Consider the following 13,853-nt stretch of genomic DNA (forward strand, 5'->3'; position numbering starts at 1 on the left):
AGGTAGGCACGGTTGACGAGGCGGTATTGTATTAGTGATCGTAGCAATGAGGCGCTGGTGCCGCGGCAGGTGCCCGCGCTCCAGTGGGATTCGCTGGCTATGACATCGAGTTCGCCGCAATTGAGAGTTTTGTGCTACTCGACTGAAGCAGTTGCGATATGGAACCGACGGTGGTTGTGGCGGCTGGTATGGCATGGGTGTATCCGTGTCGACCGGTCAAAGCGCTCAACCCGTGAGGGATTGACGGCCATCGCTGCGCGGTGCACCTCGGCCTCTAGTAGTCCGGGTTGCGGACTGCAGGTAGTGCGGCTCAGAATCAATCTGGCGGATCCTTAAAGTCAAATAAAAATACTGCCCTGAATCTGCAAGAAGATGTGGAATTCATGAGTTTGGTCGACCTTGGGGTATGGCTAGTGCAGTTTAGCGGAAGTGTGAAAGAGGGGTCGAGATGGGGCAGATATTGATCGGCTTGACAACTTCGCTTGTGTCTTTTGTAGCCGGAATTCTCTTTCACTCGGCAAAGACAAGGTTTCAGTCAAAGAGGGTGAGCTCGATACAGCAAAGGCAGGGGCAGGAGAGGCTCCCGGTGTACGCAAGGGATTGGATCCTGCGCTACTATGCGACGAACGGCAGGACCTTGGAGCTTTTTTCGATCGAAGCTTTCGGCGCCTTGCATTCGGTGCCTTTTCTGACTAAGCCATTGTGGTGCAGCGGTGAGTTTAATGAAGATGACCTGATTGTCCAAACAATCCCGCACGCTAAATCAACCGTCCCTGTTGTCAAGTCCATCCTAAAGGAACGCGGACATTTCATGAGTGGAGTTGATGGGGATGAAGTCTGGAACGACCTTCTGGTGTGCGTGAAAGGTATTGATGACACAAAAGGGCGGCCGAGAATAAGCGTGCACCTTGCGGAGTACTTTCAATACCTGTCGGCCTGTGGAGCCCTTGAGGACGAGACATACAGGGCTATTCGCAATGCTCGCCAGGGTACGCCACTGAGGGATCGGTTTCTTTCTAGTCTAGAGAAGGCTAAGACCGCCGGACTCGGGGCTCATGGTCTTGGTATGCAGGTGGCCGTTGTCTACCCGCAAGGGAATTCTTTCAGGGTGCTCATTCAGGAAAGGTCAAGGAATGTTGCGTTGTATGGAGGAGGATTGGCTGCAGTTCCGGTCTTCGGGTGTCAGACCTTGGATATCTCGGCGCAAAGCCGCGTTTCCCTATTTCATAATTTCTTGAGGGAAATGTACGAGGAGTTGTATGGTGGCGAGCTAGTGCAGCGTCCGAGAGGGTCGGTAAATTCGAGTTGGTTCTACGCCGAAGAGCCCGTTGCGCGTCTGATAGCAGCTAAGGGGTCTGGGGATCTTGTTTTTCAGATTACGGGTTTCGGTTTTGATGCACTTAACGGTGAGGTCAACATTGCGGCGGTGGCGCATTTGCGAAGCGAGGAATTTGCGCTAAGAGAGGTCGAAAGGATGCAGGCCAACTGGGAGATTCAACATGTAACACCGTGGGACCTGCTTGGGGTTGATCTGGAAAAGTGTCTGGTGAACGGAACTTTCTCTCCTGGCAGTGCTTTTGCGTTGGAGCGGGCTAGACAGTATATTCGAAGCCTTGGCTGAGTGGGGAGAAATAATGATTTCTGGCGCGCAATGCTCGCTCTGTGCGGGCCGTAATTTTTCTCGTGTGTTCGACTTGGATTTCGGAATTGTTGCTCGCTGTGCAAACTGTGAAATGGTTCGCATGATCGATCCTGTGACTCTAGGATTTCCTGAGCTTTCGTACGATTCTGCCTACTACTGTGGAGGTTGTCAGCATGGAGGCTATGTCGACTACTTTGGTGTGGAGCGAAGCGAAAGGAGAATTTGTGCTTCAGTATTCGCGAGAGCGATTCGAGGCGACGACGGAAGTGCCGGAATGCGAGCTCTGGACATAGGGTGCGGCGGCGGGTACCTGGTGAGCGCTCTCTGCTGTGCTGGTTTTGAGGCGGTCGGAATCGACTCGTCCGAGTACGCAATTCAACAGGCCCGCATCATAAATCAGGGTGAATATATCATCTCGGATTTTCCTGCGCAGGTTCTGGCGTCTGGCGAAGACTTTGGGCTGGTAACCATGATGGATTTTATTGAGCATGTCAGGGATCCGGTGTCGGTCCTGAAGCACGCTTGTGATCTTTTATCTAAAAGCGGAAAACTTGTTGTCATGACACCCATGTATGGTGGGAGGTTATCGACCACCCAAGGAGCAAAGTACGTCCAATTTAAGGCCGATCATATTCATCACTTCACGGTGGAGACGATGCGATTCGCATTCGAATGCGCGGGTGTTGGTGGCAGTCTTAAAATAGAAAACGCTCTTGAGTGGGTACGGAGGCGTACATCTAATATTGAAGATCTATTTGTGAAGAAATATGCAGATGAGCGCGAAAATATGATTGCGGTATGGACTCCCTGAGAGTATTCCGATTGTGGTGAGCAGGCGATCGTCGGGAGCCGGGTGATGGCTATCCGCTCCGCTCACGGCGCTGCCCCTTCTACGCTGCGACCGGTGTCGAGCCACATGTTCGGTCACGTACGTGACCCGCGTACCTACACTGCTGCCGCCCGGCGATCTCGTGCGTGATCTGCGCAGCACCGCTGCTGATGTGCCTCGGTATGGGCTCTGGAGAGCGGAAGAACGCTGTGGGGCAGGCGTTTCACCAGACGACCTCGGCGGACCTCGCCACCACGAGCGTCGGTTGGCGCGACCAGGTTCGACTAGAGGTACGTGGCAGCCTCGGCGATGACGTCCATCGATTCACCTTCGTCGAGCGCGAACGTTCGCAGCGTCGAGAACCGTTCCGCGATGTGCTCAACTGGACATGGGATTCTACGTACTCGGGGCGCAGGAGTGTTTCCGTGTACACCACGTCGTTGTGCTGGCGGTGAGGGAAGCTTAGCCAGGTGAACGGACAGCCCATGGGTCTGCTGCACCGATAGGTGACATCTTGACCTGCCCTACCGGAAGGGTTCCAGTCGTTGTGGCTAACTGGCAGCGGTGATGGTGTCGTGGTCAGAGCGTAGTTCGTACTCGATTGGGGTGAGGTAGCCGAGGGCGGAGTGCCGGCGGCGGCGGTTGTGGAAGATCTCGATGTAGTCGAAGATCGCGTTGGCCAGCTCTACGCGGGTCTTCCATCGTTGGCGGTTCAGTAGCTCGATCTGCATTGATGACCAGAAGGATTCCATCATCGCGTTGTCGAGACCGTCGCCTACGGTTCCGAAGGATGGCAGCAGGCCGGCTGAGCGAATCTTCTCGCCGAAGACCCATGAGGTGAACTAGGTTCCGTGGTCGGCGTGGACGATGCCGCCGGGCTCGGGGCGCCGGTTGCGGATGGCCATATCGAGTACGTTGACGACCAGGGTCGAGTCCTGCGTGGAGTCAATCGACCAGCCCACGATTCGACGGCTGAACGCATCGAGGACCGCGGCGCAGTAGAGCCATCCTTCCCTTGTCCTGTGCTGGGTGATGTCGGTGACCCACAGTTCGTTCGGTTTCAGTCGATGGAACTTGCGGTTCACCAGGTCGCCGGCGGTGACGACCCCGCGGAGCTGTTTGACCCGTGCCGGCCCGGGAAGTCCGTGGATGCCGACCTGGTTCATCAGTAGCCAGACAGTGCGTTCGCAGACGGTGATGCCCATGCCAAGGGTGAGTTCGGCGTGGACCCGTCGATGGCCGTAGGTGCCGCGTGAGGCGACGTGCACTTCGCGGATCACTCCGGTCAGCCAGCGGCGTCGCAGCTCCGTCGGTGTGGCCGGTGTTCGTTTGGCCTTGTAGTAGTTCTGGCGAGCGACCCCGAGGACGCGACAGGAACGGTCGACCGGAATCCCGGCGTCGGCGAGCCTGTCGATCACCGGGTAGAACCTTTTGGGCGAGGGCGATCCGTCTCCAGGAACGTCGCTGCCTGACGCACGATCAACAACTCGGTCTCGAGCTCCCGAATCCGTTGTCGAGCGGCACGCAGCTCAGCGGACTCGCAGGAGGACACGGTCGCCGGAACTGAGGTGTCCTGCTCGACGGGCGTCGGCTGGTAGCCGGACGTGTCCCTGTTTGGTGAGTTTGAAGACGCCGTGCGGGTCGGCAGCCACAGCTAGCAGGCCGTCGTGTTCGCGGATGCTCAGCCGGGTTGCGGCGGTCCAGTTCAACGCCGCGGCCATCTGGCGGTCGGCGACCCGGCCGCGGTCGTCGACCGTGGCGACGCTGTACAGGACGTTGCTCAGCCGTTGTGGCGGCGTCGCCGGTACGGCGATAAGGGGAAGAGGCTGCCCGACAATGCGGCCAGATGCGGCCCTTGCGTTTCCTGGCGCGGTGTCAGGAACGATGGGACGGATGTAGGAAATCGTCATCGGACGCCACCTGGAAGTGGCGCCGAAACACAAAACAGGTGCTCAAGTGGACTTGAGCACCTGCCACGTAGACGTGGCATACATGCCACATTTTCGTGTCCGAGGACGAAGTCGCACACTATTCACCCGCGTAGCCCTTCTTGGCCCTCGGTAAGGCCTGCTTGGCCGGTACGAACCGCGAGGCCCGCCCTGTCGGCGGTTGGGCGGGGCGGGCCTCACGGTATGACGCCGAGGGCTCCTGTCTGTGGGACCGGCGTACAGACACGGGACGTGTTGCGGCGTAGGGCGCTCCAAAGGGCGGTGAGCGTGCTAGCGCACGATGTCTCGCCGCAGCAACCCATTGACATGCGCCGGTTCGGTAAGTCCGCAGTGCGTATCCCGTCGACGTTCCAGACGCCGGCGAGGCCCAGGTCTTCCTGAAGCATGTCGGCGAGCTCTTCGTAGGTTGGCTCGAGGAGGTCTGCGGCGACGACGCCCAGTCTCAGGATCCCGCATCCCTGGGTGCGGATATCTTCACGCCCGGTCGGCTGTGGAAGGGGAAGCGTCGTCTTCACGACCCCACACACGAGTCCTCGTTCTGTACGGTCCCGCCGGCGACGCACATATGTGCTTGGCACTCCATCCGTGACCTTCACATGGAACTAGGCGCATGGAACTATTTTCAGGTTGTGCTCATACCATGGAACGCAGTACTGCTTAACATCTTGTCCACCGGGTGACACGCGGAAAGAGTTTCCCTCGAAGTCGATATCCAATCTGTGCTCGACGCCTTCAACGAAGTAATCGAGTCGGAGCTTAAATTCGTGAACCAACTTGGATGTATGGAATGCCAGCGTAATCGATTCTGTCAAGTGTGGTGCGATGGAAAACGTAGATTCAGTAAAGGCGTCTGGTTTGTTGGATATCTTCTCCACTTGCAGCATTTCCGAACTTGTCGTAGTAACGAATCTGGGCCGAGGATTGTCAAGGTTGATTGCTAGCACCGTGTTGTTTGAGCCGCCGGCGCCATCGTGTAGGTAGGATGACTCAAAGTCTGGTTGATATGACTTATGGTCGATAAGTGATACCCCGCGCACTATTGCGGCTGAATCGCCTGGTCGCGACAGGTGTAACACCATCACGAGGGGTGATACGCGTATGCAGCCTCTTTCCAGCAAGAAGGAGGTTAGTTCTTCGCTGTAGTTGTCGAGGGTGCCATTTGGTTGTGTCGTGAGGTCGATCGGCACTGCAGAGTTAAACCTCCAATGACCGTTAAATGTCCAGGCGATGTCTGTGAACACGCGCAACTCGGATGTTGCGAGTGCGGTCCTTGCGCGTTCTTGAACATAAGTGGTAACTACAGTGCCAACTATCCCTGTAGCTACACCGACTAGGCCTACGGTGCCTGCCAAGATTACATCTCGTCGAGAAACAGTGCGCTGAGGCCTTGATGCGGCAGCTATCTCGTTATGATCTTTCTGGTCTGCTGGGTCTGTAGCCTTGACTGCATCGTCATCGCTTGAGTGACTACTATCTTCCATGTGTTCCTCCGCGTAACAATGCGGCTTTCGGTAGATCCGGGGCGGCCGCAGGCAGTCATTGATTGAAATAAATAGATATTGAGCGAGTAGTGCGATGGTGTTACCAGATTGTCGGTTGCGCCGTGACGGTCGTTAGCCGCTACAAGATCGACTGACACCTTTGGTTCTCGTGTCACCCGGACGGATGCGGTAGAGCCGAGGGCACCTGGTCACAGAAGCGGCTGGACTGGCGACTCACCTATGCCAAGGTCGGCTGTGTGCAGCTCGGGCTCCGCAATGATCGAGTCCATACCAGGCTATGTGGCAAGGACTCCGCCAAGTTGGTGCGAACGGCAGTTCGTTGCTGGGAGCCATCTCACGAACCACAGGCCAGTACACAGCCGCTGGCCGCGAGGTTTCGAGCGAACAGACGCTGTCGGGTTACGCGGTGCGGTGACCGAGCGATAGCCACTGTGGGTGGTTTGTCGCGCAAGCGGTCCGAGGAGCTTGTCTGGTGAGTAGGAAGTCGAACAGCGCGAGGCGGAAGAGGAAGAACCAGTCCAGGTCGTCCGGGGGAGAGAAGTCGTGGAAGTTCTGGCTTCCGGTTGTTCTCACGGTGGTGGGCCTGATCTTCGCCGCGGTCCAGTGGACGCGAACGCCGCAGACGGGGGTGGAGTCCCAGCGGGCGATCGACCGCGACAAGGACCAGCGCCTGGCGTCCGCTCCTGCCTTGCTCGCACAGGTGACGCCGTTCGACCCTGAGGCGGGCACGTGGGTGTTCCGCAACGACATCACCGCCGCGCAGGTCGCTGAGATCGAGCGCACGGAGGTGCTCTCCGCTGCGACAGGTGGAGATCCCATCCGGCCCGAGTTCGCCGGCCTCGTCGAAGCGGCGGGCGGCACTCGGGTGAATCCCTACTACAAACCAGGAGAACCTCAGCTCTGCCTCGGAACTACCCATGTCAAGGTGTCGCTGACGGGCAACAGGGAACAGAAAGTCCAATTGGTGGACGTCAGGGCGAAGGTGCTCGGCAAGGAGGCACCGCCGCGGGGTGCGCTGCTCTTCGGTCCACCGCAGGGCGGAGGTGCGGTGGACGCGGTCGTTCTCGATCTCGACAGCGCGGAGAGCCCGCGTGCCCAGGCCAGGACTGATGGCGGGTACCGGCCGTATCTCGACGTCAACTTCCGCTATCTCGAGAAGGGCGAGCCGCTCGTGCTCGACGTCATCGCGACCGCTCGCGAATTTCAGTACGACTGGGAACTCGTGGTCGACGTCAGGTATGAGAACAAGGTCGAGACGGTCGTCGTCCGGTCAGACGGGTCCACCGCCGGTGATCCGTTCCGGACCATCGGCTGGACGCACGAGTCGCGGTTCGGAACTGTGCTGGACTTCGACTTCTCCAGCCGTAGGTTTGCGCCTCGGCTCGGTTGAGGCGCCGCGACTTGTCGCGGCGGCTGAGGTTGACTGCCTGACGAGCTTGAAAGCAGGCATCCAGGGAGGGCAACTCGCACGAGTCGCATATGACCTAGCCGGGAAGCGGCCCGCTCGCTGCGTGCAAGGCCAGCACTTCGCCAGACGCAATGGTCCAATTCGCTACCGACTTGAACCCCCAAGTGTCCGAGGACGAAGTCGCACACTATTCACCCACGTAGCCGTGCCTAGTACTCAGTAGGTCAACCTGGCCCTTCAGCACCTACGGCCCGTCCCGCAGTAGTCGAGCGGGACGGGCCGTATACGTTGCGCCTCGGGCTTCCTACCAGCAAATCTCTGTGCATGGGACACTGGGACAGCCCCGTTCTCGACGTGTCCCGAAACTGACAAAGTGGTCTGTCGAGGAGCGATCGTGAGCGCCGTATTGCCGGGACGGCTGGCGCAACTTGCTGGCTGTCAGCGACGCCACATGCGACCTGGCCAACCCGTCGCAGCAAGCGCGCCATCCAAGCTGGCCGTGGGGGCTCACCGCCACCTTGCGTAACCCCTCCGGGCTGCGGTGTGGGCGAACACGGGCGGTACGGTGCCCATGAGCGCGGGTTCCCGTCGGTGACGCTGGCTGATCGACCAACCACAGAAGACTGCAACCCAAGGCGACAGCCAAGGCTGCTGCGGTGGGTGCGTCTGATGGCAGCAGGGTAACTTGGGGTATGCAGCTCGCACTACCGGTGTTTGACGGTAAAGATGCCTGGATTACTCCGGGGTTGAGTATCTCGATCTTGGCTCTTTTCTTCACGGTTCTGTCGTTTTGGTGGATACATGTGCGACGAGGTCGACTTCGTTGCTACACCTCGCACGCGTATAGCGGGGCATTCTCTTCTAGGCCAATCCTGGTACTGTCATTCGCCTTTCATAATCCGGCGCCAGCGCCAATTGCGGTCCTCGATCTCAGGCTTCAGCTAAGCCTGCCGGAAGATCGTTCTATCGGTAAGTCCGCCGAACCGTCAGTTACACTTCGATGGATTGCAAGTCACTCATCGATTTATCCAAAGAACGAGACGCGCGAATACATGTCGGCTTTCGCGGTGGACGGTCGAAAAATTGTTGAAAAGTTCATCGAATTTCAAGCTGAAAGCTCAGGTTCTTCGCTGAATGATGGGCCCTATAGGGCGACGGTTGAGGCACTGATTCCGTCGCGCTGGTCAAAGAGAAACAGTCACAGGTGGCGCGAAGTTGCTTCTTTCGCTTTCAACTCGCAACTCGCTCAAGATGATCGATCTAGGTTGATTCCCCGCTCTAACGATCCTGACTTTGATCGCGTTGGGGAATAGTCGGTAGTGCTGAGCTGAGGTCGGTGTATGTGGTGGCGCTTAAAGGCGAAGCAGGTGCTTGCGTTAGTAGGACTCGTGCGCGGGCGAAGCCATGATCATCTAGCGTTACATGGGGCCGACGTGCCGAGAACTCAGATCCACCACCGTGTGTCATCCATAGGGTGGCGGGATGTAGCTGTCAGAATATGGAGGTGTCCGGTTCAGATACCGTACGTGGCATCGCATATCAGCAGGCGCAGGCTGTCCTGGAGGCCGTCGCGCTCCTCAACGATGAGCGGGTAGCTGCGCTTCGGGTCGAGGGTGTTGAGGACATCGTGGACGTCGAGATCCTTGATCATCGCTTGCAACTGTTGGCAGGCAAGCAGTACAAGGTTCGACGCGACGGGTACAGCTGGGGGCAAGCGGAGCTGGTAGCTGTCATGCGGCGATGGGCCGCAGTGCCTGGCGCGGAGTCCGCAGTCTTTGAGTTTGTGACAGACGGCGTGCTCGGGCCGTCGGGGGAGCGGGTGCGTGACGCGCTGACTGAGGCGTCATCTGGGGATTTCAAAGACCTCGCTGCGATCATCGGTGTCAGCGACGACGATGCTGTGATTCGGCGGATGGCCCGAGCGTCCGTGCGCCGTGATCCCGTAGGAGTTGGGCCACTTCTCCTTCATGTGGAGCTGCAAGTAATGTCGATGCTGCCTGCTGTAGTGACAGTTGCAGATGCGCGGCACCTTGCAGAAACCGGTGTCAACCGATTGTTCATCCTTCTGATGGAACGGGCGGGGAATCCGGACCCGCAAAGAAGACTGATCAGTCGGGCTGAGATCGCTGCTGCACTCGGGGTCGCTTCTGATCAGGCTCCAAGCCAACGGTGGCCAGGGCAGGCGCGTGGACGGTACTTGAGCAGAGCCTCCGCACTGACCTTCAACATGGTGACGCCGCAACTCCTGAAAGATGCCGGCGTTGACGGTGCTGCTGGTCGTGCTAGCGTTTTTCGGGATGCTGGCCGACTATCGGTAATCAGCATGGTGGAACAAGTGCCGTCCTTACTGGCGGGCCCGACCGGCGCAGGCAAGTCGACTGCTTGTCATGTGCTAATAAGAGACGCCGCCAACGCAGATCAAACAGTGCTTCTGGCACACGCCGAAGCATATCTTCCAGGCCGTTTGGCGGCACTGGCTGCAGACGCATTGTCTGAAGTGCTGGACGAACCAATGCCATTATCCACAGGTGTCCAGTTGCTAGCCGACCCGGCTGTGGCCCTCGTGATAGATGGTGTTTCAGAAATACCGCCAGCGCTGCGAGACGCCATGGCTGAGGATCTGCGAGTACTTGTGGCATCCGGCCGTGGTGCAGGTGTGGTCGTTGTAGGACGAGACGCTGTTGCGTTGCGGGCCGTGTTGCCAAATAGTCGCAAGTCGACGCGGTTTGCGGTTGTGGCGCTGGATCATAAGCATCGTATAGACGCAGCTCAGCGACTTTTGGCAGGCGAATTGCTGTCAAACCAGCAAGCATCTTCGATGGACGCGCGAACATTGACGGCTCGGGCAGACCATGCGTTGGGAGATGCGGCAGGAAATCCCCTATTGTTCACGATGGCGGCGCAGCTCATCTACCGAGGCGTGTCATTCAAGGATCGATCCGGAATGTACGCAGCATTCGTGGAGCGGCTAGCGGAGAGAAGTGGAGTGGAGGGAATTCCTGAGGTAGAAAGAGTGCTAGGCGTCGCGTTCGCGCGGCTCCTGAATGAGGGGCGACGCTATTCAAATCCCTACGAGTGGCGGAAGCTAATAGGTGAAGCCGCGCAGGAATTTGATGCGGATGCTTCTCGGGCTGACCATGCCGCGCGCCGAGCTGGGCTTATTGTATCTGTGGGGTACTCGCAGACGGTTATGCCAATGCATGACTCCTTTGCAGACTTTTTTGCCGGAGCGGCACATGCGGCCAGGCTGATTCCGTATCCGATTAAACTAAGTCAAGCCGATGAGCAGCGCGTCGTTTTCGCTGCGCAGATCGGTGGAGTCGACGCCGAACTCGCTGCGGCCGTTGTTCGAGATCTGCCGATGGCTGCAGTTGCGGTCGCAGACTACGATACGCGCGGCCTTGAGGAGTCGGCGCCCGCCGAGACTGCCAATCTACTCGCTGTCCTTGTTCGGTCTGATGCGCTGCCAATAGTCTCCTTTTGGCGCTACCAAGACGGTGTTGTTGCTTTCCTGAGGAATAATGGTGAGTCGGGCTGGGTTAATGACGATGAGGCCCAAGAACTCGCCAAATATTCGCCGAGCGTTACTGGTAGAGGTGGACCGTTGGATCTCGCAGTGCGGCTCTGGAGACGCCATCTTCGCTTGCGGTTGACACCGATGGACGGTGCGCCGATAGGCCGTCCGAGGACGAGCGCTCAGGCTGTTGATGCGCTACGTTTGCACGCAACCTCAACTGCGGCTGAGATCGAGAAACTCCTCCGCATTCTGCCAGTCTCAGCGCGGGCCGCGGTTGCGATACAAGTTGGGCCATTCGGGATGACTGCGCGCATTGATCGACATCAGCAGGAAAGTTTCGGCAGCATGGAGTGGATCGTGACCTTTGGTCACTCTGAAGAGATCGACATCGCCGAAATTGATGATGAATCAGATCGGGTCGATCGCCTTGGAACGACGGGAAGTGTTCAGCACGTGTTGTCAGTTCCATCGCAAACCAGGGCTGCTGCACGCATCCGTGAAGCGATCAATAAAATAGTTGATCGCGACTGGCTCTAATTTCGGATCAGGATGTGAACACCGATGACGACGTATGACTTTTGGCGGGCACTGCATGATCTTTCTAAAGCGTGGCGACAGACGCCTGTTTTGGAAAGATTTACAAGTGATCTCCCTGGAAACGCATCGCGCGTATCGACAGGGCTGCCGGGGGTTCTGCAGAATATCCATGCAAGTGCTGCTGCCATGATCGGAACCCCCTTAGTGCTTGCGAGCCGTATGCCTATGGCGTTGAGTGTGCTTCCGGAGTTGAATGAGCAGGAGTTTTATGCCACATATCGTGACTGGTTTGATGCAGCTAAACGCGTTGAAGCCGCACATCGCCTTACGTGTGCGTGGCTACGTGCTCGGATGCCCGGATACCCGAGTTTGCCAGCGCCTCAACTGGCGCCTGGGTCTCCTCTAGTTACCGACGAATTTACTTTTCGTCTTATATTTAGTCCAGGCGAGCGCGCTCAGCAATTGCAGCTGCGCGATTTTCCTCCCGAGGTTCCCAATGAGCTGCAGGCTGATGCAGTCGTGGCGAAAGGGTTGATGCAGGCTTCCCGTGACGTTGCCTCTGCTCTTGTCGCTACACCGGAGTGGATCACGCTCGCCGATGCGACTGCTGCGCTCGATGATTTTGCGCGAGCGGAGCTCCGGGGGGCTCGTGCGCGTGTACGCGAACGGCTGACGGCCGCCGCGGTGGATGCTCACGAACCTAAGTTTGCGCTGCCCCGAGACGAGTATCGCGAATACGTACTTCGCGATGAGGTTGATGGACTAACTGGAATTGCTGGAAACTATGCCGCTGCGTTCGGGGACGCTGACGGGCTAATTCAGAAGTTTGCTAGCAACATATTTGGTCAGATTGCGTGTTACCCTATTGGCACCTTGCGTCCGATCGACCTTGAAATCGCGCCGGTCGGATCCCCTTCCGTGCATTTTTCTGTCGCTGATGTGATGCCCGAGTTGCCAAGATCGGGTAGTGTAGTTTGGCTTGATACTCCGCTTGTCCCCGATGCCGTGCAGATTGATAGCATGAGGCTAAGCTTCCAGGCGACCAGTCAAACTGAGCTCAACCTTTCAGCGAACATCCTTCAGGGAACTGCGGCGGCCTGGAGGGTCGCTAGGTAGGCGTGATGTCAGTAATGTCGACTGCGAGGGCGTGAGTTGGCTTCAAGGATTCGACTAGATTCGTGCAGCAGTGTCTGCGATGAGTTCCAGGGAATTCCTTTCGCTGAGCGCCAATGAGCGAGCTTCGGAGAACCGTTCTGCAGCCAGCTGGATCTGTGATGGTTTTTCTGCGTACTCGACATTAAGAAATGTGTCCGTATAGATTACGTCGTTGTGTTGTTGGTGTGGGAAACTTAGCCATGTGAATGGGAAGTTCATCGAACAGGGTGCAGACGATAGCGGCACCACTCGAACGCTTACTTCTGGTAGTTCACTGGCCTCGATAAGATAGAGGAGTTGTGCCTTCGCCACACGCCTTCCCCCTGTTACTTGTCGCAGCACCGACTCTAGGACGACGGCCTCGACTGCGATCGGGTCGTCGCCGTTCGATCGATTAAGCCAGGTCTCCCTGACGCGTGAGAGCTGTGCGGCTCTGGCAGGGTTGTCTCGCTGCGTTATTGCTCCGGTGTAGTCAGCAAGCTGGAAGATGGTCGGCACAGTGCCGCTGGCGAACGTTCGTAGTTGCGTCGCGTCAGCTATCAGAAGAGGGAAGTCTTCAGCCGGATCGAAGATGGCCGCACGGGACAGATGGAACGTCCTCAGGTCTGCAGCGTGCTGTGCTTGCGACATCACGAACTGCCACTCAGGTGTGGGCACCTTGTATACGTAACCCAGTGCCATGATGTCGACAACCGGCGAGGGCTGTATCGCGTTCTCCATCATGGACAGCTTGGCGCTGCTGAATCCGATGAGCCTGCCAGCTTCGACGAGGCTGAGGCAGCGTTCGTCTCGCCAGCTGGCCAGCTTTCGGCCAACAGCGCGTTCAAGCGCGGTGGCCCGGAAGTCCTTAGGCATGAGGAGTCGACACCTCATGCCTTGGTGCGGTCCTGCGCGGGTTGGCTGCCGCGGGGACCTCCTGATTTGCAGCGGCGACGTACATCCCTGTCTTTAGTGAGTCGTCTCGTCGTTGCATCAGCCGGACCTGGTCGAGGACGAAGACTCCGACAATCATGAGATCTATGAGGAGAGCAGCCATTGCCCAATTTCGCGCCGTGGCGGCCCTGAGCGAACCGGAGGTCCCTTCGATCACGAGGACAGCGAGAATCACAAGCGTCGAGGCAAGGCGAAGTCGCCTCCGGCTGAACTGAACGTGCCGGTCGACAACGCGCCGGATCTCGTGGATGAGGCTGCGCTTTTGGTGCCGGCCGCTCTCCATCGCCTCGCGCGGTTGCAGCGCTACCGCCTTGATCACGGCGAGCCTCAGGGCAGTTGCGGCGTCCTGGTTCGTCACGGTGTTCGCTCTCGTGTCGGTCC

Annotated in this window: 11 protein-coding genes and 1 pseudogene; 6 read left to right on the plus strand and 6 right to left on the minus strand. The window is 58.1% G+C overall.

What is annotated here, in order from left to right; translation table 11 throughout:
- Positions 1-448: 448 nt before the first annotated feature.
- Positions 449-1,621 (plus strand): hypothetical protein, encoded by a 1,173-nt coding sequence (locus OG205_RS05560; protein ID WP_330275155.1) that lies wholly within the window; start codon positions 449-451, stop codon positions 1,619-1,621.
- Positions 1,614-2,453 (plus strand): class I SAM-dependent methyltransferase, encoded by an 840-nt coding sequence (locus OG205_RS05565; protein WP_330275156.1) that lies wholly within the window; start codon positions 1,614-1,616, stop codon positions 2,451-2,453. Before OG205_RS05560 ends, OG205_RS05565 begins: the two co-directional genes overlap by 8 nt.
- Positions 2,454-3,022: 569 nt before the next feature.
- Here OG205_RS05565 and OG205_RS05570 read toward each other — a convergent pair.
- The 3 genes and pseudogenes from OG205_RS05570 to OG205_RS05580 all read right to left on the minus strand — a co-directional run.
- Positions 3,023-4,023 (minus strand): annotated as a pseudogene (locus OG205_RS05570) (IS3 family transposase); the annotation flags it as partial.
- The gene (locus OG205_RS05575) at positions 4,001-4,381 is read right to left on the minus strand and encodes an AbrB/MazE/SpoVT family DNA-binding domain-containing protein (protein WP_330275157.1); all 381 of its coding nucleotides are present in this window, start codon (positions 4,379-4,381) and stop codon (positions 4,001-4,003) included. The pseudogene OG205_RS05570 and the gene OG205_RS05575, both read right to left, overlap by 23 nt.
- A 641-nt stretch (positions 4,382-5,022) precedes the next feature.
- Complete coding sequence (locus tag OG205_RS05580; RefSeq protein ID WP_330275158.1) at positions 5,023-5,661, minus strand: hypothetical protein; 639 nt, start codon at positions 5,659-5,661, stop codon at positions 5,023-5,025.
- A 733-nt stretch (positions 5,662-6,394) separates the two neighbouring features.
- On the opposite strand from OG205_RS05580, the gene OG205_RS05585 reads away from it, so the two are divergent.
- Positions 6,395-7,312 carry a hypothetical protein gene (locus tag OG205_RS05585; RefSeq protein ID WP_330275159.1) on the plus strand — a complete coding sequence of 306 codons (918 nt, stop codon included), beginning with the start codon at positions 6,395-6,397 and terminating at the stop codon, positions 7,310-7,312.
- A 674-nt stretch (positions 7,313-7,986) separates the two neighbouring features.
- A complete protein-coding gene (locus OG205_RS05590) occupies positions 7,987-8,643 on the plus strand; it encodes a hypothetical protein (protein ID WP_330275160.1) in 657 nt (218 codons plus the stop codon).
- A 200-nt stretch (positions 8,644-8,843) separates the two neighbouring features.
- Here the strand turns inward: OG205_RS05590 and OG205_RS05595 are convergent, their stop codons facing one another.
- Complete coding sequence (locus OG205_RS05595) at positions 8,844-8,981, minus strand: hypothetical protein (RefSeq protein ID WP_330275161.1); 138 nt, start codon at positions 8,979-8,981, stop codon at positions 8,844-8,846.
- Between OG205_RS05595 and OG205_RS05600 the strand changes: the two genes are divergently transcribed.
- Together OG205_RS05600 and OG205_RS05605 are read left to right on the plus strand one after the other, a co-directional pair.
- The gene (locus tag OG205_RS05600) at positions 8,958-11,384 is read left to right on the plus strand and encodes an ATP-binding protein (RefSeq protein ID WP_330275162.1); all 2,427 of its coding nucleotides are present in this window, start codon (positions 8,958-8,960) and stop codon (positions 11,382-11,384) included. The two genes, OG205_RS05595 and OG205_RS05600, sit on opposite strands and share 24 nt — an antisense overlap.
- Positions 11,385-11,408: 24 nt before the next feature.
- A complete protein-coding gene (locus tag OG205_RS05605; protein WP_330275163.1) occupies positions 11,409-12,500 on the plus strand; it encodes a hypothetical protein in 1,092 nt (363 codons plus the stop codon).
- 54 nt (positions 12,501-12,554) lie between these two features.
- Here the strand turns inward: OG205_RS05605 and OG205_RS05610 are convergent, their stop codons facing one another.
- Positions 12,555-13,394: a helix-turn-helix domain-containing protein gene (locus OG205_RS05610; protein ID WP_330275164.1), complete on the minus strand. Its 840-nt coding sequence runs from the start codon at positions 13,392-13,394 to the stop codon at positions 12,555-12,557.
- Positions 13,387-13,830, minus strand: a complete 444-nt coding sequence (locus tag OG205_RS05615; protein ID WP_330275165.1) for a hypothetical protein — start codon at positions 13,828-13,830, stop codon at positions 13,387-13,389. Before OG205_RS05615 ends, OG205_RS05610 begins: the two co-directional genes overlap by 8 nt.
- Positions 13,831-13,853: the final 23 nt, after the last annotated feature.

This window comes from Lentzea sp. NBC_00516 (genome assembly GCF_036346835.1).
Taxonomy (GTDB): Bacteria; Actinomycetota; Actinomycetes; order Mycobacteriales; family Pseudonocardiaceae; genus Lentzea; species Lentzea sokolovensis.